Here is a 21,464-nt window from a genome sequence, read left to right on the forward strand (position 1 = left end):
AATAATCCCTCTACTAGCTTAACACGTTTTCGAAATTTGTTATAGAAAAATAGTTTAAAGAAAACGCTTACAGTTTTAGATTATATATTATTGAGTAAAAGAAATCTATTATTTACTTTTCATATTTGATAGAATTAAAAAAATATTTAAGGAGTTGAAAAAAAATGGAGTTTACAGAATCTGATGTGTACAACAACGAACCTTTTTTTAATCAATATATAAAACGGAGATATAGAACAGATAGCCCAAACGAATCACTTGAAAAACCAGCATTCTTTCAGCTCATTGGTAATGTAAAAGGAAAACAAATTCTCGATTTAGGTTGTGGTGACGCTAAATTTGGTGCGGAAGTATTAGAAAATGACTGCCACTCTTACACTGGCATTGAAGGCTCACATCTTATGTATGAAAAAGCAGTAAAACAACTAGAAAATAAAAATGGCACCGTTCATTTTTTAAACCTCAAAGACTACACATACCCTCCTTCTACTTTTGATTTAGTAACATCCAGACTCGCCTTACATTATATTGAACAGCTTCATATTATTTTTCAAAACGTGTTTCAAACTTTAAAAACAAATGGAACCTTTACCTTTAGTGTTCAACATCCGGTTATTACCTCTTCATTTGAAAGCTTACAAACGAGTGGTAAAAGAACTAGTTGGCTCGTCGATGATTATTTCAAAACGGGGAAACGAGTTGAGCCGTGGCTTAATAAAGAAGTTATTAAATATCATCGTACAGCTGAACAATATTTCACATTATTGCAACAAGCCGGATTTACAATTACAAACTTAAAAGAAGCTTCACCAAATAGAAACTGTTTTCAGAGTGAAGAAGAATACGAACGTCGCTTACGTATTCCCCTTTTCCTACTATTTTCTTGCAAAAAATAAAAAAAACGATGAATTACTCATCGTTTTTTTTGTTATCTCATCGCCTGAACAGCTTCTTTACGTACACTTCTTCCTCTTCCATGTGGAATACAGAGCGGTGTTCCAAATAACGGATCAGCGCTTATTTGACACTCCATACGGAATACATCACGAACTAACTTCTGATCAACAACTTCTTCTGGTTTACCTTGCGCATATATTTGTTTATCTTGAATAGCTACAATGTTGTCTGCATAACGACATGCCAAATTCAAATCGTGCAATACCATAACAATCGTTCTTTTCTCTGTTTCATTTAATTCGAATAATAAATCTAACACTTCAATTTGGTGAGTCATATCTAAATATGTAGTTGGCTCATCCAGTAAAATAATATCGGTATCTTGTGCAAGAGTCATTGCAATCCAAGCACGTTGACGTTGTCCACCTGAAAGAGCATGAACATCACGCTCAGCAAATTCAGTCATACCCGTTGCCGCAAGCGCTCTTTGTACCATTTCCTCATCTTTTTCTGACCATTGCTTGAGCCATGTTTGATATGGATAACGCCCTTGCTTCACAAGTTGCAATACTGTAAGTCCTTCTGGCGCTTGTGGCCCTTGCGGTAAGATTGCCATTTGACGAGCAATTTGCTTCGTTTGCATACTTTGAATCGCTTGATTATCTAATAAAATGTCACCAGTTGTTGGCTTTAATAATCTAGCTAGTGAACGTAATAAAGTTGATTTCCCACAACCGTTAGAACCGATAAAGATTGTAATTTCCCCTTTTGGAATTTCTAAATTCAACTCATCAATAATAATTGTTTCACCATACGACAGCGTCAAGCGTTTCGTCTCCAATGCTTTTTGCATATTCATCTCCCTTTATGAATTCCGACTTTTATAAAGTAAATAAATAAAATAAGGTGCACCAATTGCTGATGTAAATACCCCTGCTGGAATTTCAAGTGGTGTGAAAACTGTACGCCCAATTAAATCTGCAGCAAGTACTAGAATTGCACCGACAATAGCTGCAACTGGAAGTAATGCACCGTATAAAGAACCAACTAGTCTTCGAGAAATATGAGGTGCCATTAAACCAACAAATCCAATTCCTCCTGCGAAAGCAACTGCCCCGCCAATTAAAGCTGTACTAAGTAATAGCATGAATACGCGCGACTTTGTTAAAGGAATACCGAGTCCTACTGCAATATCATCCCCTAGCTCTTGGGCATTTAAATGTCTAGCCGCTATAAATGATATTACCGTTAAAATAAGAACCCACGGCGCAAGTACCATAACATTTTGCCATGAAGAACCGTAAACAGTACCTGTAATCCATACATTTGCTTGACTCGCTTGATAAATTGGTGCTAATAACATAAATAAAGTCGTTGCTGCTTTCGTTAATGCCCAAAATCCAACACCAATTAAAACAAGACTAATCGGTGATAACCCGTCATTTCTCCATGCAAATAAATATACAAATAACGCTACAATCGTTGCTCCAGCAAAGGCTGCGAGCGGCATATAATGAATGCTTACTGTTAGCGCATTATTTTTATCACTAAATATAGCTAAAAATAGTACAACTGCAACACTTGCCCCGCCCGTAATTCCGATGATATCAGGAGAAGCAAGCGGATTTCGAACGAGCCCTTGTAAAATACAACCCGCTACAGCAAGTGCGATTCCCACAAGGATCGCAATTAAAATACGCGGCATACGAAACTTATTTACAACCATATTTGACATCGCATCGCCATTTCCGGTAATCGCTTGCCATACATCATAAGGAGCAATTTTCATATCTCCCATACCTGCACTGGCAAAAAATAATCCTATTAAAATAGCTAGTAAACTTAATAAGATTAGACAAGCTCGTTTATACATTAAAAACGAGAGCCCCTCTTTTCCTATACGAAACGGAATATACTTCTTCATTTGCTAAGCCCTCTCTTACGTGCAATATAAATAAAGAATGGGGCCCCTATAAACGCTGTCATAACCCCTACTGGTACTTCTTGTGGCATAATGACATATCGTGCCGCTATATCAGCAAATAATAATAGTATGGCCCCTAGCAACCCGCTATACGGTACTATCCACCTGTGATCTACCCCAACAAGAGCTCTTGCAAAATGAGGAGTAACGATGCCAATAAATCCAATTGGACCAGCAACCGCAACCGAACCGCCTGACAACAGTACAATAATAAGTAATACTAATGATTTCATTAAAATAGTTCGTTGTCCGAGCCCCTTTGCGACATCTTCCCCCATCATTAATGTATTTACTTTCCCTGCCATCATAAGGGATGCAACCCAACCTACTAATAAGTATGGGAATACAGATTGTAATATTTCTATCTTTCTCCCTTGTACAGATCCAGCAAGCCAAAATAATACTTCCTCAAGAGCTTTTTCATTTAATACAAGTAACCCTTGTGTTAATGATGAAAACAAAGCACTTATCGCTACACCTGCTAAAGTTAACTTGAGCGGGGTTGTCCCTTCTTTTCCTAAAGAACTAGAAGCGAATACTAGTACTGCTGCAACTGCCGTTCCTAAAAAGGCTATCCAAGTGAAAGCTGATAATGATGTGACGGAAAAAATCACAATTGCTACAACTATGAAGAAAGCAGCACCTGAATTTAATCCGATGAAATCTGGAGCAGCAAGCGGGTTCTTTGTTAAAGTTTGCATTAAACAACCCGCAATGGCTAAACTAGCACCAACACTAGCCGCAATTAACGCCCTTGGCAGACGCACATTTTGAATAATAATATGTTCATTTGAACCATTAAAATGGAAAAAAGCATCTAGCGCTAATTTCCAACTCGTATTTGTATATCCGAAAATAATACTTCCCCAAATACAAATAACGACTGCAATGATTCCAACAAATAATCCAATCCATTTTGCTTGATTTGTTTTTAATAACATGCAGCGTTTCCCCTTCAATGTATAATGATACGTTGTTAGTTTATTTCAACTTAATTCGCATTGTCAATAAAACTGATAATCATTTTCAGTGATATATATTGACAACCGAGCAGCAAAGTTTTAATATCATGCTTGCTATTGAAAAATTTTCTCAACATGTAGGGGGTACATAATGAATTTCATGCAAAAGAAATCGTTTACAGTATTTGTATTTCTACTAGCATTTTCACTGCTTTTAAGTGCTTGTGGAAAGTCAAATAACAAAGAAGAATCAACAAAAGAAGATAATAAAAAAGAAATGATTACGGTTGAACACGCAATGGGTAAAACAGAAGTTCCTGCTAATCCAAAACGTGTAGTTATTTTAACGAATGAAGGAACTGAAGCTTTACTTGAATTAGGTGTGAAACCAGTTGGTGCTGTAAAGTCTTGGACTGGTGATCCGTGGTATCCACATATTAAGGACAAAATGAAAGATGTAAAAGTTGTTGGTGACGAAGGACAAGTTAACGTTGAAACGATTGCTTCTTTAAAACCAGATTTAATTATCGGTAACAAAATGCGTCACGAAAAAGTGTACGAGCAACTAAAGGCTATTGCACCTACTGTTTTCTCGGAAACATTACGTGGTGAATGGAAAGATAACTTCACATTTTATGCAAAGGCTTTAAATAAAGAAAAAGAAGGTCAAAAGGTTTTAGCTGATTACGAATCACGTATGAAAGATTTAAAAGGCAAGCTTGGCGATAAAGTAAATCAAGAAATTTCTATGGTCCGTTTCATGCCTGGTGATGTTCGTATTTATCACGGTGATACATTCTCTGGTGTTATTTTAAAAGAACTTGGATTTAAGCGTCCTGGTGATCAAAATAAAAATGATTTCGCAGAACGTAACGTATCTAAAGAGCGTATTTCTGCAATGGATGGTGATGTATTATTCTACTTCACATTCGATAAAGGCAATGAGAAAAAAGGTTCTGAACTAGAAAAAGAATATATAAACGATCCTCTATTTAAAAACCTAAATGCAGTAAAGAACGGAAAAGCATACAAAGTTGACGACGTTATTTGGAATACAGCTGGCGGTGTAATGGCTGCTAACTTACTACTAGATGACATTGAAAAACGCTTTGTTAAATAATTTCATTCTAACCAGCTCCCTCTTTTATGGAGCTGGTTTTTTCATTTCACTGAAGTGTCACATTATTTCATTTTGTATTTTTATTCCCGATATGTTATATTATAAAAGTAAATATAGTTTATTTTCTCTATATCAGAATAAATATTCTAATCTAAATTTTCTGATTTATCACTATTTTACTTTCTTTTAGAATTCAATTACTACATTTGAAAACGCTTATTATCTTGTTTTCAGGGAAAAATACAATAACGGTTGAAGGAAAATAGATTTTTTTAGAAATTTTCTTGCTATTTCCATATAATTCTATTGACTTCTAAATATTTTGTGAATTAAAATAATTACATAAATATCCGTTATACAGGATTAGGGGGAAACAAAAATGGATACAGCTTTAAAATTAGACAAAGCTGGAGAACAACAATCACCAAAAAAACATCCACCAGGATTATATTTGTTGTTCTTAACAGAAATGTGGGAAAGATTTAGTTATTATGGAATGCGTGGCCTTTTAGTTCTTTATTTAACAACTGCCGCTGTTAGTGGCGGATTAGGATTTGATAAGGCAGTCGCAGTGCAATTATATGGTACTTTTACAGCGGCAGTATATTTCATGCCAATTATAGGCGGATGGCTAACTGATCATTATATTACAAGACGTCATGCCATTACTCTCGGCGGAATTATTATGGCAATCGGTAACTTTGTACTCTTCTCAATGAATACAAAAACAGGGCTATTACTTGGATTAATACTATTAGTTATTGGTAATGGATTCTTCAAACCAAATATTTCTACACTGTTAGGTGAATTGTATGGCGAAAATGATTCACGTCGTGACAGTGCATTTACTATCTTCTATATGGGTATTAACGTAGGTGCTTTCTTCGCTCCACTTATTTGTGGATTTTTAGCAGAAGATTTCTTTAAAACAAGCGTTGATGGCGTTATTGTTATGGGATATAAATACGGATTCTTAGCAGCTTGTATCGGTATGATTATTGGACAAATTGTTTTCAACTTATTAGCTCCTCGCTACCTTGGTAAAGCAGGAACGACAGTTGTCGGTAAAAAATCAAAAAATCAACCTGCAATCGAAAAGAAACCTTTAACAAAACAAGAGAAAAATCGCACTTGGGCAATTGTAATTTTAACTTGTTTCGTAGTATTCTTCTGGGCAGGATTTGAACAAGCTGGTAGTTCTCTAACACTTTATACAAATAAATTTGTTGATCGTACAATTTTCGGTTGGGAAGTTCCAACATCTTGGTTCCAATCAGTTAACCCAGCATTTATCGTACTACTTGCACCATTCGTATCTATGTTATGGTTAAAACTTTCTAAAACAAAACGCGGTGATTTAAAAGTGCCAACAAAAATGGCATTTGGTATGATTTTACTAGGTATAGGTTATCTTGTTTTAACATTAGCAGTTCTAAAAACTGGAAGTAATGAAGCTGATATAACTGTAAAAGCAAACTTATTATTCATCGTTATCACTTATCTCTTCCATACAATTGGTGAGTTATTCTTATCACCAATCGGTCTATCAATGGTAAGTGCAATTGCTCCTGTAAAATTAGCATCATTATTAATGGGTGTATGGTTAGCTGGTACGGGTATGGCTAACTGGTTAGCAGGTAAACTTGCTTCCTTTACACAATCATTAGGCTATCTTGAAGTATTTGCAAGTATCGGTATTATCGTTATCGTCCTAGGAGTTGTACTTCTTCTCTGCTCTAAAAAAGTTGCAAGTATGATGGAATAACACAAAAAAGACGCTTCTAAAATTAGAAGCGTCTTTTCTATTACATCTCTTCTAAAGCCGTCACGTCCACGTGAACGCTCTCTCCTGGATTGGATACGTCATACACTTGAGCACTACCCTTCTGCTCATCACAGCTCTCAATCCATACGGGGACTCCCTCATATGTAACATCAATTCTACTTGAAGAAGATAATATCTGTTTCACACGTTTTACATCCATTATATTATTCCTCCTTTGGCTTACAACACTCCTTTCTATCTTTTCATATCCCTTCAGAATATATTCCGTCAATTTAGCATTTCAACCGATAGTTTGTTTCTTTCTCACACGCTAATATATACGCTCTCAAATCTTCCTATTATTACATCTTTTCCAAATAAAAAAAGACGTATATTTTACACGTCTTCTTTCCATAATATTCAAAAATTAAGAAAATAATGTTTTTACTACTTCACTTACTTTATCGTTATGAATTTGATAGTACACTTCTAACCCGCGTCTCTCAAAGCGTACTACTTTATTTTGTTTTAATTTCGTTAAATGCTGCGAAACAGTTGATTGCGGAATTTCTAATACCTCTTGTAATTGTGTTACATTACATGTTCCACGCTGCATTAGTTCCATTACTAAACGTAGACGTAGCGGATGAGCTAATGCTCTTAACATCTGTACGTCTTCTTCTGAAATACGACAGTCAAATTGGTTTTGGTTCATAAAATTCCCCTCATTTTCATTTTTTATTTTCTTTTTATTTATTTATATATCTGTTCTTATATTTCCTGTTACGACATAACTTTATCAACCTATAATGCTGAGAAAATTTTCCGACTTTTATCAGCACACAGTTCAAGAAAAAATCCCACCTGATTTTGAATATTATACTATATGATACAATAAAAAAGCAAAACAAAGGGATAGCAATACTTTGCTTACAAACGTTGTTTTATCAGGCTTTTTGTTATATTTTCACCTTACTGAAATGTACAGTAATGATATTGTAAAATATCGTCTATAATTGATAACCTATCGTAAAGTAATTTGACCATATTTAACCACTTTGTTACGATAAAAAGGAAATTTAAGTAAGGAGGATGATTTAATATTAAAAAATGGTTTATTATTGCGTTAATTAGCATTGCGGTTGGCTGGACTATTATCGATCACTTCCTATTAGACAACAAAGAAGATATAGCTTCAAAATCAAACACCCCCATTGGAACTGAAGTTGGCAATGTTGCCCGCAATTTCCTTCTGGAAACAACCACCGGTCAAGAAGTTCGCCTTACAGACTATAAAGGAAAAAAAGTAATATTAAATTTTTGGGCAAGCTGGTGTGGTCCATGCAAAATAGAAATGCCTGATATGGAAAAGTTTTATCATGATACTAAAGATATGGGGATTGAAATTGTCGCTGTAAATGCGACAGCTACTGAAAAAGACCCGAACAATGTAAAACAATTTCTTGAAGAAAACAAATACACCTTCCCCGTCCTATTAGATCAGAAAGGACAGGCAAGTGCCGCATATCAAATCATCAGCATTCCAACATCTTTTGTCATCGATACAAACGGTGTCATTCAATATAAGCATGTGGGACCAATGACATATGAAAAAATGAAAGAATATGTAAATAATTTATAGAAGCGTATTCAAATCAATTTGATTACGCTTTTTGTCTACTTTATGAACAAAATGTTACTTTTAACACTATTATGGAATAATTATACTTTTTCACGTTGACAATAGTGTTGAAGGAGAATATACTAAGCATGTAAGTCGATTGTGAATAGTTTCACAAATAATGTGAATTTCTTCACATACAATAGATAGGAGTTGTCATTATTATGAGTACTTGGACACAAATTTATGACCCATTAAACAATATTTGGTTATCTGCACTAATCGCAGCACTTCCAATCTTCTGTTTCATCATTTGTTTAATGGGACTCAAAATGAAAAGTTACATCGCTGGGCTTTATAGTGTGATTGTCGCTATTATTCTTGCTATATTTGTTTATAAAATGCCCGCAACTGTAGCTGTAGCATCTGCCGGATTCGGTATTTTATCTGGATTTTATCCAATTTGTACTATCGTTATCGCAGCGATTTTCCTTTACAAATTAACTGTTAAAACAGAGCAATTCAACATAATTCGCGATAGTATTTCAAGCATTACAAATGATCAACGTTTACAAGTATTATTAATTGCTTATTCTTTCGGTGCTTTCTTAGAAGGCGCAGCTGGTCTAGGGGTTCCAGTTGCTATTACAGCTGCATTACTTGTAGGTATGGGCTTTAATCCATTAAAAGCAGCAGGTATTTGTTTAGTAGCTAACATCGCTGGTGGTGCTATGGGTGCTATGGGTATCCCAGTTACAGTACCAGCACAATTAACTGGACTCGACGCATTAACTATAGGTCGTCAAACTGTTCTTATTTTACCATTCATTAGCATTATTTTACCTTTCTTACTTGTTTCAATGGTCGATGGAATTAAAGGTATTAAAGAAACTTGGCAAGGTATTCTTGTAAGTGGTGTTTCTTTCGCAATTACTCAGTTCCTTGTAACTTACTTCTTAGGTGCAGAACTTACTAATATTTTCGCAGCCGTTGTAAGTATGGTCTCTCTTGCATTATTCTTACGTGTTTGGCAGCCAAAATCTTCTGCTAAAGAAGAAAAACAAGAAGAAAAAGAATCTCATACATTCAATCAAATTTTATATGCTTGGTCTCCATTCGTATTCTTAACTGCATTCGTAACAATCTTTAATTTAAAACCGATTAAAGCTTTATTTGCTCCAGATGGTCCATTAGCAAACTTAGTATTTAACATTCAGTTCCCTGGTCTTCATAATATGGTTATGAAAACTGCACCAATTACAAAAGCTGATACACCTTTCGCAGCGATTTTCAAATTTGATGTATTCTCTTCTACAACTACTGCGATTGTATTAGCAATTATCGTTTCACTTATCGTTTACCGCGTAAATGGTAAAATGATTAAAGAACTAATGATTGAAACAATTAAAGAACTAAAAGCTCCAGTATATACAATTTGTAGCGTTATCGCTTTAGCTTACGTAGAGAACTATTCTGGTATGTCATCTACACTTGGACTTGCATTCTCTTCTACTGGTAATGCATTCCCAGTTCTTTCTCCAATCTTAGGATGGATTGGCGTATTCATTACAGGATCAGTAGTATCAAGTGGTTCATTATTCGCACCGCTTCAAGCAGTAACTGCAGATCAATTAAACATCGTTCCTTCTACACTCGTTGCGTTAAACGTAGTAGGTGGTACAATGGCGAAAATGGTTTCACCACAATCTGTAGCAGTTGCTTGTGCAGCAGTTGGACTAGTTGGTCAAGAATCTGCCTTATTTAAAACAGCAATGAAATACAGTTTAATCTTCTTAGCTGTTATTAGCTTACTTCAATTAAACGCTGTATTTAATATCTTCTAAAAAAAAGCACCGATCCAAATGGATCGGTGCTTTTTACATTACATTTTTTACCCCGCTATTTGTGGGCAGTAAGACTCCCACCTCAAAATTCGGCGAATGTAAGGGAGTCGGGCTGCCCGTAAAAGCCCGATTGGTGAAGGCTAATAATCAGTGGGGGATGGCCCCCACTGATTAAAGTTTCACTTCATTCTTTAATAAAGAAGCTCCAGCAATTTCAGGATGCGTCATTTCGTATGGATCCAAAATAATATCAAGCTCTTCTGCTGTAAGTACACCATGTTCTAAACATAGCTCCCTAACAGATTTTCCTGTCGCAATTGCTTCACGTGCAATACGAGAAGCTGCTTCATAACCAATATGAGGATTCACTGCTGTAATAACTCCAACACTTTTTTCAACATATTGCTTAAGCAACTCTTCATTCGCTGTAATTCCTTTAATACAATATTCACGGAATACACGGAATCCATTGTTCATAATACTGATGGATTGAATTAAATTAAATACTAATACCGGCTCCATTACATTTAACTCTAATTGTCCAGCTTCTGACGCTAAGCAAATTGTATGATCATTTCCAATTACTTGGAAAGCAACTTGGTTAATTACTTCTGCCATAACTGGATTTACTTTACCCGGCATAATAGATGAACCTGGTTGACGAGCTGGTAATTGAATTTCCGCCAACCCAACACGTGGACCAGACGCCATAATACGAAGGTCATTTGCAATTTTAGACATATTCATCATACATACTTTTAGTGCTGCAGATACTTCTGTATACGCATCTGTATTTTGCGTCGCATCAACTAAGTGCTCTGCACCAACAAGAGGGAAACCACTAAAAGCTCGTAAATGCTTCACAACTTGTTCTATATAAGTAGGGTTTGCATTTAATCCCGTACCGACAGCTGTCGCACCCATATTAACTTCGTATAAATGTTGACGAGACTGTTTAATTCTTTTTATATCACGCTCTAGCACTCTGCTATATGCTTCAAATTCTTGTCCAAGGCGAATTGGAACTGCATCTTGCAAATGTGTACGCCCCATTTTAATGACGTGATCAAACTCTTTTGCTTTATCATGAAAAGCAGAGTGAAGTTCTTCCATTGTAACAAGAAGTTCTTCTAGCATCATAAGAGTTGCAATATGAATCCCAGTTGGGAACGCATCATTTGTTGATTGCGCCATATTCACGTGAGTGTTTGGGCTAATTTTCGCATATTCACCTTTTTCGTATCCCATACGTTCTAACGCTCTATTAGCAATTACTTCATTAGTATTCATATTAATTGAAGTACCTGCCCCGCCCTGAATTGGGTCTACAATAAATTGATCATGGAACTTTCCATCCACAATCTCTTGTGCAGCTTCTGCAATTTCTTGTCCGATATCTTTAGCTAAGTAACCTGTATCTATATTCGCAAGCGCTGCCGCTTTCTTTACAATTGCCATTGCCGTAATGAGTGACGGATGAATGCGGTATCCTGTAATAGGAAAGTTTTCTACGGCACGTAATGTTTGTACACCATAATAAGCTACACTCGGTACTTCCTTTTCACCTAAAAAATCTTTTTCTATACGTATATCCTTCGTTGCTATCATTTTTCATCACCTATACTTTTCATTCTAAATCCTTATCTAAAGAATTCGCCCTATAAAATACGAGTATCATTAAAAGAATTCTTCAGTATCCACCTTCACTATATAGCACCCTTTTTGAAAGCGCAAACATTTATTTTTCTATATATACTTTTTATTAAAGTTTATATAATAGAAAATCCATTCATTCTTCTACTTTCTTTATTTCAACTCGCTTAATTTGATGTATATCCTTTTCAAGAACTTTAAAAGAAAAGCCGTGTTTCTCAATAATATCTCCCTCAGCAACGATTTGTTTTTGTACCATAATCCAACCACCAATTGTATCAACATCATCAGCGACCAAATGTATGCCAAATAAATCATTTACTTCGCTAATCAGTACTTTCCCATCTACAATTTTACACACCGCACTTATATGTTCTATAGGTGGATGCTCATCTTCATCGTATTCATCTCGGATTTCTCCAACAATTTCTTCTAAAATATCTTCCAATGTAACAATCCCTGCTGTGCCACCATATTCATCATATAATACAGCTAATGGAATGCGCCTTCTTTGCATTTGCAATAGTAAATCATGGATTGCGATATTTTCTAACACTTCAATAACTGGACGTGTATATGGTGTAATCGAACACTCTTCATCTCGATTACCATCCATATAACGAATAAATAAGTCCTTTACATTAACCATCCCAATAATTTCATCTTTATCTTCACCAAATACTGGATATCTCGTATATTTTTCTTGTGCGATTACTTTAATATGTGTCTCAAACGGCTCATCTTCATATAAACCAACAACTTCAGTACGAGGTACCATGATTTCCTTTGCTACCCTGTTATCAAATTCAAAGATGTTATTTACATATTTAAATTCAGTTTGATTAATCTCGCCACTCTCATAACTCTCAGACAAGATTAATCTTAGTTCTTCCTCAGAATGCGCAACTTCATGTTCAGATGCAGGATGTAAACCAAATAAGCCTGTCACAAATCGTGCAGAGCCATTTAAAGCCCAAATAAATGGATACATAACTCGGTAAAAATAAATAATTGGTTGCGATAATAATAAACTAACTTGCTCTGCTTTTTGGATAGCTAACGTCTTTGGAGCAAGTTCACCAATTACAACATGTAAAAATGTAATGACTGCAAATGCAATAATAAATGAAGCCGTACTTGCAATTGCAGGAGATAAATCCAATTTTAAAAACAGCGGTTCGAGTAAATGTTTAATCGTCGGCTCTCCTAACCACCCGAGCCCTAAAGCAGTAATCGTAATTCCTAATTGACATGCCGATAAATACTCATCTAAATTTGAAGTTACTTTTTTAGCTGCCAATGCGCCTCGTCTTTTTTCACTAACGAGTTGATCGATACGACTGCTACGCACCTTTATAATTGCAAACTCTACAGCTACAAAGAAACCTGTTAGCGCAATAAGAACAGCTACCATCAATAATTTAAAAATATCCACATATGTCCTTTAGCTTTTCTTAGCTAAAGTTACACCTCCTTTAAATAAAGAAGTTTCACTTTAGTTTCTTCATTTACTTGAAAGCAACCCTATATAAAATTCACCAATTTTCAGCCCTCATACAATTCTAATGGCAAACCGTCGGGGTCTTGGAAAAAGACGAATTTTTTTCCCGTTATTTCATCAACACGTATCAATTCTGTCTCAACATCGCATTGATTTAAATGTTTAACAGCTTCTTCTATATCCGTAACAGCAAAGGCTAGATGTCTAAGTCCAGCAGCCTCTGGAAAGCTTTGGCGCTTCGGTGGACTTGGGAATGAAAACAATTCAATTTGATACTCTCCCCCTACACATAAATCTAACTTATAAGAATTTCGTTCCTTTCTGTATACTTCATTTATCGCTTTGAAACCTAATATTCTTGTGTAAAAATCTTTTGACACTTCATAATTCGAACAAATAATTGCAACGTGATGTACTCTACATATATTCATGATTCCTCTATTCCTCTCTTTACCAAACATGCATATTCTCCCTTTAAATGAAAAACATATATATCAGAATATCTCTTTTAGGAGGCTTATTATGAAATTTATCACTTTCTTTGTCGGACTTATCGTCGTCTTCTTGCTCGCCTATATTGCTAGTAACAATAAAAAACATATTAAATTCAAACCAATTTTCATCATGCTTATTATACAGTTAATTTTAACCTATTTATTATTAAATACAGAAATTGGCCTCGTACTTATTACGATAATTTCTAATTTGTTTACAAAGTTACTCGACTACGCTGCATCTGGTATAAATTTTGTATTTGGCGGTCTTGCAAACAAAGGTGAAATGTCATTTTTCCTTAACGTATTATTACCGATTGTCTTTATCTCCGTCTTAATTGGTATATTACAACATTTCAAAATACTACCATTCTTCATTCATTGGATTGGTTTCTTTCTTAGCAAAATAAATGGTCTTGGGAAATTAGAATCTTACAACGCCATCGCTTCCGCTATTGTCGGCCAATCAGAAGTTTTTATTACGGTAAAAAAACAATTAGCCCAAATCCCAAAACATCGGCTTTATACACTTTGCGCCTCTGCTATGTCAACAGTATCTATGTCCATTGTCGGTGCCTATATGACAATGATCGAACCAAAATATGTAGTAACCGCACTCGTTCTCAATTTATTTAGTGGTTTTATTATCGTACTCATTATTAATCCTTACGACGTTAACGATAATGAAGATATTTTGGAAATCAAAGGGGAAAAACAAAGTTTCTTTGAAATGCTTGGAGAATACATTCTTGATGGTTTTCGCGTAGCAATTGTCGTCGGCGCTATGCTCATTGGATTCGTCGCATTAATGAGTTGCATTAATGACCTATTCCTCATTATATTCGGCATTACTTTCCAACAACTAATAGGCTATGTATTTGCCCCTATTGCATTTCTTATCGGCGTACCAAGTTCTGAGATTGTCACAGCTGGTAGCATTATGGCAACAAAGCTTGTAACTAATGAATTCGTTGCCATGATGGACCTTAGCAAAATTTCCAGTACTCTCTCTACCCGTACAATTGGTATCATTTCTGTCTTCCTCGTTTCTTTTGCCAACTTCTCTTCCATTGGAATTATTTCAGGTGCGGTAAAAGGATTAAACGAAGAACAAGGAAATGTTGTTGCCCGCTTCGGCCTAAAATTACTATACGGAGCTACTCTTGTTAGCATTTTATCTGCGATTATTGTAAGTATTATGCTTTAATTAGGAAAAATTTTATCATTTTCTTATCCCTGTCTTTTGTATACAATAACGAATAGATGTCTTATAAATAATCAAGACATCTATTTTTTATACATGTACAATACCTTTTATTTAGCGTACAATATTTTTTATGTGTCTTAATACGCTTCTAGATGTATACACTTTGATTGTTTTAAAGGAGAAAAAATGATGAAATCCGACATTAACAACGAAACTCGAGCCAAAAAAGGACGTTCGAAGAAAAAGCGCCTACTTTGGTTCATTCTTATTCCTTTACTTATTGTAGCAATGGGAGCAGGAGGCTATTCCTTCCATATATACAGTAAAGCAAAATCCGTCTTAAGCAACGCCTATTCCGAATTAGGCCGAGGAGATAAATCCAGCAAACGTGAAAAAGCTGTAAAGCCTATGACTGACAATATTTCTGTTCTTATCATGGGTGTTGATGAAAGTGATATTAGGGAAAAAGATTACGGAAAAGCGACTCGTACAGATGCATTACTACTTGCAACAATTAATAAAAATGATAAATCTGTTAAACTAGTCAGCATTCCACGTGATTCACGCGTCTACATTAAATCACGTGATAAATATGATAAAATTACACATGCACACGTATTTGGTGGTGTGGACAGCACAATTGATACAGTAGAAAACTTTTTAGATGTCCCAGTTGATTACTATGTAAAATTTAATTTCAAATCATTTATCAATATTGTTGATTCCCTCGGTGGTATTACTGTCGACGTTCCAGTTGAGTTCACAGAACAAAATAGTAGCGACGAAGCAGATGCTATTCACCTCAAAAAAGGGCGCCAACATTTAAATGGGGAAGAAGCACTTGCACTGGCTAGAACTCGTCATATTGATAGTGATTATATGCGTGGTCAACGACAACAACTTGTTTTAGAAGCTATTGCTGAAAAAGCACTATCGCTCAATTCCGTTAATAAAATCGGAAGCTTATTAGATGCTGTCGATAACGACTTAAAAACAAATTTAACTTTTGATGATATGATGGCTATTGCAAAAAATTCAATGGATTCAAATTTAAAAATGGATAAGCTACAAGTAGAAGGTACTGATAAATATATAGGTGGTATTTATTATTACGTTCCGAACGAAAAAAGCGTTCAGGATATATCGACAACACTGCAAGAACATCTTGATGTTACGAATAAAAATGAGCATAAAAAATTATAATAAAAAGGCTGCTAGATCTTTCTAAGCAGCCTTTTTATTATAATTTTCAACATATTTCTCATGCATATTGTGACAAAAAGAGACAATTATTACAACAGTGTAACATTTTTTATGAAAACATTACACACATAGTGAAAATAATAGTATACTAGTACGTACATAATGTTATTTTCATCATTTTTATACAAAAAATGTAATACATATATTTATACAAATTTTTCTGGGGGGAAATAAATGAAGCTAAGCAAAATACTGATCGGTTCCGCTATTGCTGGTGGCATTTTACTTTGTGCTGGTGGGGTTGGTGGATATCAATATGTATCCAAATTAAATAATCAACTAAATACAACTGCACTACCCAACACTACATTTGAAGGTATTTCTCTTGATGGAAAAAATAAAGCAGATATTCAAGCTATTGTTAATCAAAAGGTGAATGAATTAAATCAAAAATCTCTTAACTACGTATTCCAAAATGATAAACAAAATTACACATGGAAAGATTTAGGGGTAGATTATAAAGAGAAGGATATTGTCGACAATATCTTTAAAGAACAAGAAGGGAACGTAATGAATCGTTACAACATGCGTAAGCAAGCTGAAAACGGTGAAGTAAAACGTGACTATAAATTAACACCACAATTAAATACAACAACTTATGAAACCTTTATAAAGGATAAATATAATGAAACATTAAAAAATCCTGTCAACGCCGAATTAAGTGTTGAAGGCTCTACAGTAAATATTAGCCAAAGTCAAAATGGGGAAAAAATTGATAAAGGAAAATTAACCGATTTAACGAAACAGGCTATTACTTCTGGCACATCCGATGTTGCATTACCAGTTACACTAATAAAACCTGAACGTTCTACAGAAGATATACAACAAATGGGGATTAAAGAAGTGATTGCTGAATACTCTACCCCAATGGCTGGCCGTAATGGAAATCAGTCCTATAACGTAAATAAGTCAGCTAATACTTTAAGTGGAGTTATTGTAGCACCTGATGAAACGTTTAGTTTTAATGGCCGTGTTGGCGTAACTGATGCTGCACATGGTTATAAATCCGCAGCAGTATATTCACAAGGTAAAGTTATACAAAGTGCAGGCGGAGGCGTTTGCCAAGTAAGTAGTACTTTATACAGCGCAGCTTTAAGGGCGGATTTAGGAATTGTTTCTCGAAGCAATCATTCTATGCCCGTAAATTATTTACCACTTGGGCAAGATGCAGCAGTGGCAGATTATGGTCCGGATTTAAAATTTAAAAACAATACAGGTAAGCATATTTACATTCAAGCATTTTCAAATGGCGGTAGTATTACTACACGTATTTTCGGTACAAATACTGGTAAAAATGTTGAAGTTTCTTCTCAAGTAATTAGTAATACTGGTGATAAAATAACAGCGGTTACGTATAAAAAAGTAACACAAAACGGTGAAGTACTCTCAAATGGACAAATTTCAAAAAGCGTATATAAAAGTGCCCCAAAACAATGAGGTAATATCAAACGGACAAATTTCAAAAAGTGTATACAAAAAGGCGTGATCTACTCACACCTTTTTCTTTTGCAATAATAGTAAAAAAATTTCCAGATGATCTTTCGTTTCTTCTAAAGACCACACACGATTTCCTTGCTTCGCAGCTAATACGCACGCTTCTTCCCACGCGCTCTTTTTCTTCATATTTACTAATTCATCGCGTAATTTCAAAACAATTTCTTCGTCTTCTTGCTCTATAAACTCTTCCATCACGCTTACTATTTCATCCTCATGAACACTTAACGTACAGTACGATTTAAGAAAGTATTGTAATGTCGTATACATATATACTCCCCCCTTTATTTATCTGATGGATAAGAAGTAATAATCTTAAATCCTAGATCTCCTGATTTATCTCTCGCTAAAACAGTAACAGTCTTTACTAGTTTGTCTTTTACATTCATATTTTTCTTTATTACCGTTTTTCCAACTGGGAATGAATGAGTTGTATTCAATACAAGGCGAGCCTCTTTAGAGTTTTTCAACCAATCCTGAATTTCTTTATCATGTTGTTTTAAACTATCTTTCACAGCCTTTGTCGCTGTTTCCTTATCATAGTATGTACTTGCCGCTGAAACTTTATCTGTCTTCAAACGATTCTTCAAATCCTCTTCTGATTTGCCTACATGCCTTTCAATCGTATGACCATTTTTAGGTGGCCCTTCCATTTCATCTAAAATATTATCACTAATTTTTTCTACTGATGTAGAATGATCCTCTTTTGGTTTTTCTGTTTTTTGTTCTTTTCCTGCACATCCACTTAAAATCAGCATTAGTGCCAATAAACCACTCAAGAAAAGACTACTTAGTCGTTTCATCGTATCACCTCTTCCATGATTATTATCGTAACTCCACTAAAAGTCAATTTCACAAAGAAAAAGTGTATACAGTTTTAAAATCCCTCATTCATTTTGCTATATTTGCCAATCCACTTTCATCAAACCACTGTTTTTCGCCTACATTAAAATATACCCCCATGTTTTTCGGATTATTTTCCAGATAAAAACGTCAACTAAAACACTCCATAAACCCTTTAAATATAGGATTAATGGAGTGTTTTTTAAACAAACTAAATATACCCCTGACTTTATATACCCAATACCCATAAAGGGTATTGGGTATCGTTCGTATCGACAAATATCTATATTATGTAAATTTACACTTGCCTATACAATTGAAATATGATGTAATTCAAAAAAAGATAAAGGATTTTACACTATGACAGAAACCATTCAAAATTTCTTAACGGAATATTACTCAATCGCAATACCACTTAGTATCTTGATCAATATTGTTATTAGTCTATTAGGTGTTATTCCTAGCATCTTTTTGACGGCCATTAATATACAGCTCTTCGGTGTAACAAATGGCACAATCATTTCGATCGCAGGTGAAGCATTAGGGGCTATTATCTCGTTTTATATTTATCGCATAGGCCTTCAAAAATTCACTCACGACAAAGTAAATAAGTACCCAAAGGTAGAGCGTCTCCTGTACGTAGAAGGCAAAGAAGCCTTTCTACTCGTTCTATCTTTTCGTTTTATCCCTTTCATTCCATCAAGTATCGTTACTTTGTTTGCAGCTCTAGGCAAAATGTCATTACTCTCCTTCAGTATTGCCAGTACAATAGGTAAAATACCGGCCTTATCGATTGAAGTATATTCGGCATACCAAGTTATGAACGGAACAAATGAAGCGAAATGGATTGTAACAATCGCAGGTTGTATCGGATTATTTTATTTGTGGAAAAAATGGAGAAAAAAATAAAGAAGGAGCATATGCTCCTTCTTTATTTTTGAGGTATTTTATTAATAACTATCCTTTAAAGCTTTAGTTTACACCAACAGCACTAAATGATTGCTTAACTGCTGTTACTTCAGCAGAACTCGCACCATATAAATCAGCAGCAGCTTGTACTGCGCCAGCACGAGCTTGACTAAATGTAGTAGATTGCGTGAAATACTGTGTATTTGCACGGTAGTAAATCGCACCCAATTTATCTTTACCGATACCAGCTACAGTCACACCAGAATGCGTACCACCATTTGCTAATAGATAAGCTTGTTTGTTAATAATACCACTGTTTGTATGAACGCCACCGTTATCACTTGAACCAGTGTAACGCTTAGAATAATGATCTGGATCACCATACTTCGCAGGATCACTCATAGAACGAAGTGCATCTCCTGCTTGTCCAGGTGTATAAATATCTTCACCAATCTCCCAATCTGGGTTACGGTTATCATAGAATTCTACTAAAGTACCAAAGATATCAGAAATTGCTTCATTTAATGCTCCTGATTCATTTTGATAAATTAAATCCGAGCTATTTTCCGTAACAGCATGTGTTAATTCGTGTCCAATTACATCAATTCCACCAGATAATGAAGTGAATGTTACACCATCACCATCTCCGTATACCATTTGTGAGCCATTCCAGAATGCATTATTATACTTACTTCCGTAATGAACTGTTGATTTTAATGGCGCTCCTGCATCATTGATAGAGTTTCTGTTAAATGTAGCTTTATAATAATCATATGTTTTACCTGCATAGTAATGAGCATCAACTGCCGCTGCATCATATGCTGCATTAAAAACATTATCTGCATCTGCCCATAATGTTCCTGGTAACGTCGAACGATTTTTCGCATCATATGTGAAAATCGTTGCTCCACGTGTATTATCTTGCAAGTAGTAAGATGATCCCGATAACGTTGTATTAAGCGATTTCGTATCTCCTAATACACCTTTACCAGTTCCCACTTTATTCGTTCCTGTTACAGGCTTTACAACCGCTTTTGCATCCTGTTTAGGAGCATCTTGCTTAACTGGTGACTTATCATCATTCGTTACATGATCAAGTTTATTATATTTATTTAACACTTTACCGCTTTCCGCCTCAATGAAATAATAATAGTTTCCTGGATTTGGCTCTAAGAAGTTTAAATTCACAACATATGCATATGTTGTTTCTTCACCGTTTTGATATACATATAAGTCCGCTTTTGGTTCTACCTCATATTTAGGTGTTACTCCTAAATCTTGCTGCGCGATTTCAATCGCTTTTGCGCCTTCAATCTTATTTTTATTTTTCAACTTTTCCTTTTTGTCTAAATCAGGTGCAACTGTTCCAGACAATACTTTTAAAGAACCATCTTTACTTACGTGAGCTACTTGAGTAGAACCCCATACAGGCACTCCCTCGTAAACTTGTTGCATACGCACTACCGTTGAATCAGTTACTGCATCTTTCTTCACTTGTTTCACTTTGAAAGAATCTTGCGCACTCTTTTCCCCTAGCTTATAATCACCTTTTGCCGCGTTTAAGTAATCAAACACAACAGATTCCGCTTTCTTGCCAGTTGCTCCAGTTAGATCACCAGAAATAAATTCAGGTGACTGCACCGTCTCATTGTACTTCTTCGTAGAGAGTACATTTTTAGAATCCGCAAACGCAGAGCCTGTCCCTCCAAACGTTGTAACTGCCATTCCTGTCGCTAAAACTAATGCTAAACTCTTCCTTTTCATATAACCTTCCCCCTAATAAAAAATTTTTGAAAAAGAGTAATTTTATATTAGCATTATGTTTCCACTATTAATATACTAAAAATTCAAATAATTAATTTCTCAAGTTTTGTAGAATTTTGAGGAACAAATATTGAAAAAACCCC

General features: G+C 35.1%; 20 protein-coding genes. 9 read left to right on the forward strand and 11 right to left on the reverse strand.

From position 1 onward, the window contains the following. Nucleotides 1-164 precede the first annotated feature (164 nt). Complete coding sequence (locus tag CQZ94_RS15860) at nt 165-896, forward strand: class I SAM-dependent methyltransferase (protein WP_105586132.1); 732 nt, start codon at nt 165-167, stop codon at nt 894-896. A 32-nt stretch (nt 897-928) separates the two neighbouring features. On the opposite strand, the gene CQZ94_RS15865 is transcribed toward CQZ94_RS15860, so the two are convergent. The 3 genes from CQZ94_RS15865 to CQZ94_RS15875 are packed head-to-tail and all read right to left on the reverse strand — an operon-like array spanning nt 929 to nt 3,822. Further along, nucleotides 929-1,750 carry an ABC transporter ATP-binding protein gene (locus tag CQZ94_RS15865; RefSeq protein WP_105586133.1) on the reverse strand — a complete coding sequence of 274 codons (822 nt, stop codon included), beginning with the start codon at nt 1,748-1,750 and terminating at the stop codon, nt 929-931. 12 nt (nt 1,751-1,762) lie between these two features. Continuing rightward, the gene (locus CQZ94_RS15870) at nt 1,763-2,821 is read right to left on the reverse strand and encodes a FecCD family ABC transporter permease (RefSeq protein ID WP_105586134.1); all 1,059 of its coding nucleotides are present in this window, start codon (nt 2,819-2,821) and stop codon (nt 1,763-1,765) included. Then, the gene (locus CQZ94_RS15875; protein ID WP_105586135.1) at nt 2,818-3,822 is read right to left on the reverse strand and encodes a FecCD family ABC transporter permease; all 1,005 of its coding nucleotides are present in this window, start codon (nt 3,820-3,822) and stop codon (nt 2,818-2,820) included. The genes CQZ94_RS15870 and CQZ94_RS15875 overlap by 4 nt, the downstream gene beginning before the upstream one ends. Before the next feature lie 172 nt (nt 3,823-3,994). Here CQZ94_RS15875 and CQZ94_RS15880 point away from each other — a divergent pair, with 172 nt between their 5' ends. Together CQZ94_RS15880 and CQZ94_RS15885 are read left to right on the forward strand one after the other, a co-directional pair. Continuing rightward, nucleotides 3,995-4,963, forward strand: a complete 969-nt coding sequence (locus CQZ94_RS15880) for an ABC transporter substrate-binding protein (protein WP_105586136.1) — start codon at nt 3,995-3,997, stop codon at nt 4,961-4,963. A gap of 379 nt (nt 4,964-5,342) precedes the next feature. Continuing rightward, on the forward strand, nt 5,343-6,728 hold the full coding sequence (locus CQZ94_RS15885) for a peptide MFS transporter (protein ID WP_105586137.1): 1,386 nt from the start codon (nt 5,343-5,345) through the stop codon (nt 6,726-6,728). A gap of 40 nt (nt 6,729-6,768) precedes the next feature. Here CQZ94_RS15885 and CQZ94_RS15890 read toward each other — a convergent pair whose 3' ends face one another. Beyond that, on the reverse strand, nt 6,769-6,948 hold the full coding sequence (locus CQZ94_RS15890) for an acid-soluble spore protein H (protein WP_002010492.1): 180 nt from the start codon (nt 6,946-6,948) through the stop codon (nt 6,769-6,771). Nucleotides 6,949-7,155: 207 nt separating this feature from the next. Continuing rightward, nucleotides 7,156-7,443, reverse strand: coding sequence for an ArsR/SmtB family transcription factor (locus tag CQZ94_RS15895; RefSeq protein ID WP_001075217.1), 288 nt, complete (start codon nt 7,441-7,443; stop codon nt 7,156-7,158). A 498-nt stretch (nt 7,444-7,941) separates the two neighbouring features. Here CQZ94_RS15895 and CQZ94_RS15905 point away from each other — a divergent pair, with 498 nt between their 5' ends. Both CQZ94_RS15905 and CQZ94_RS15910 read left to right on the forward strand, forming a co-directional pair. Then, entirely contained in the window at nt 7,942-8,370 is a 429-nt protein-coding gene (locus CQZ94_RS15905; RefSeq protein ID WP_080020866.1) for a TlpA disulfide reductase family protein, read from the forward strand. A gap of 203 nt (nt 8,371-8,573) precedes the next feature. Then, nucleotides 8,574-10,193, forward strand: a complete 1,620-nt coding sequence (locus CQZ94_RS15910; protein ID WP_105586139.1) for a lactate permease LctP family transporter — start codon at nt 8,574-8,576, stop codon at nt 10,191-10,193. Nucleotides 10,194-10,364: 171 nt separating this feature from the next. Here the strand turns inward: CQZ94_RS15910 and aspA are convergent, their stop codons facing one another. The 3 genes from aspA to gloA2 form a co-directional block, all read right to left on the reverse strand. Beyond that, nucleotides 10,365-11,801 (reverse strand): aspartate ammonia-lyase, encoded by a 1,437-nt coding sequence (aspA, locus tag CQZ94_RS15915; RefSeq protein ID WP_105586140.1) that lies wholly within the window; start codon nt 11,799-11,801, stop codon nt 10,365-10,367. 181 nt (nt 11,802-11,982) lie between these two features. Further along, a complete protein-coding gene (locus CQZ94_RS15920) occupies nt 11,983-13,281 on the reverse strand; it encodes a hemolysin family protein (protein WP_105586141.1) in 1,299 nt (432 codons plus the stop codon). A gap of 110 nt (nt 13,282-13,391) precedes the next feature. Further along, nucleotides 13,392-13,778, reverse strand: a complete 387-nt coding sequence (gloA2, locus tag CQZ94_RS15925) for an SMU1112c/YaeR family gloxylase I-like metalloprotein (RefSeq protein WP_105586198.1) — start codon at nt 13,776-13,778, stop codon at nt 13,392-13,394. Between the two features lie 91 nt (nt 13,779-13,869). Between gloA2 and CQZ94_RS15930 the strand changes: the two genes are divergently transcribed. From CQZ94_RS15930 to CQZ94_RS15940, 3 genes are all read left to right on the forward strand, one after another. Next, nucleotides 13,870-15,048, forward strand: a complete 1,179-nt coding sequence (locus tag CQZ94_RS15930) for a NupC/NupG family nucleoside CNT transporter (RefSeq protein ID WP_105586142.1) — start codon at nt 13,870-13,872, stop codon at nt 15,046-15,048. A 186-nt stretch (nt 15,049-15,234) separates the two neighbouring features. Further along, complete coding sequence (locus CQZ94_RS15935) at nt 15,235-16,251, forward strand: LCP family glycopolymer transferase (RefSeq protein ID WP_305037873.1); 1,017 nt, start codon at nt 15,235-15,237, stop codon at nt 16,249-16,251. A 234-nt stretch (nt 16,252-16,485) separates the two neighbouring features. Beyond that, nucleotides 16,486-17,748: a VanW family protein gene (locus CQZ94_RS15940; protein WP_105586144.1), complete on the forward strand. Its 1,263-nt coding sequence runs from the start codon at nt 16,486-16,488 to the stop codon at nt 17,746-17,748. Nucleotides 17,749-17,802: 54 nt separating this feature from the next. Here the strand turns inward: CQZ94_RS15940 and CQZ94_RS15945 are convergent, their stop codons facing one another. Both CQZ94_RS15945 and CQZ94_RS15950 read right to left on the reverse strand, forming a co-directional pair. Beyond that, entirely contained in the window at nt 17,803-18,075 is a 273-nt protein-coding gene (locus CQZ94_RS15945; RefSeq protein WP_105586145.1) for a hypothetical protein, read from the reverse strand. Between the two features lie 14 nt (nt 18,076-18,089). After that, nucleotides 18,090-18,608, reverse strand: a complete 519-nt coding sequence (locus tag CQZ94_RS15950) for an RNase A-like domain-containing lipoprotein (protein ID WP_105586146.1) — start codon at nt 18,606-18,608, stop codon at nt 18,090-18,092. Nucleotides 18,609-19,008: 400 nt separating this feature from the next. Between CQZ94_RS15950 and CQZ94_RS15955 the strand changes: the two genes are divergently transcribed. Beyond that, nucleotides 19,009-19,557: a TVP38/TMEM64 family protein gene (locus tag CQZ94_RS15955; protein WP_105586147.1), complete on the forward strand. Its 549-nt coding sequence runs from the start codon at nt 19,009-19,011 to the stop codon at nt 19,555-19,557. A 63-nt stretch (nt 19,558-19,620) separates the two neighbouring features. On the opposite strand, the gene CQZ94_RS15960 is transcribed toward CQZ94_RS15955, so the two are convergent. After that, entirely contained in the window at nt 19,621-21,321 is a 1,701-nt protein-coding gene (locus tag CQZ94_RS15960) for a M4 family metallopeptidase (RefSeq protein ID WP_105586148.1), read from the reverse strand. Nucleotides 21,322-21,464 lie beyond the last annotated feature (143 nt).

The sequence above is a fragment of the Bacillus sp. MYb209 genome (assembly GCF_002975175.1).
In the GTDB taxonomy this organism is placed as follows: domain Bacteria; phylum Bacillota; class Bacilli; order Bacillales; family Bacillaceae_G; genus Bacillus_A.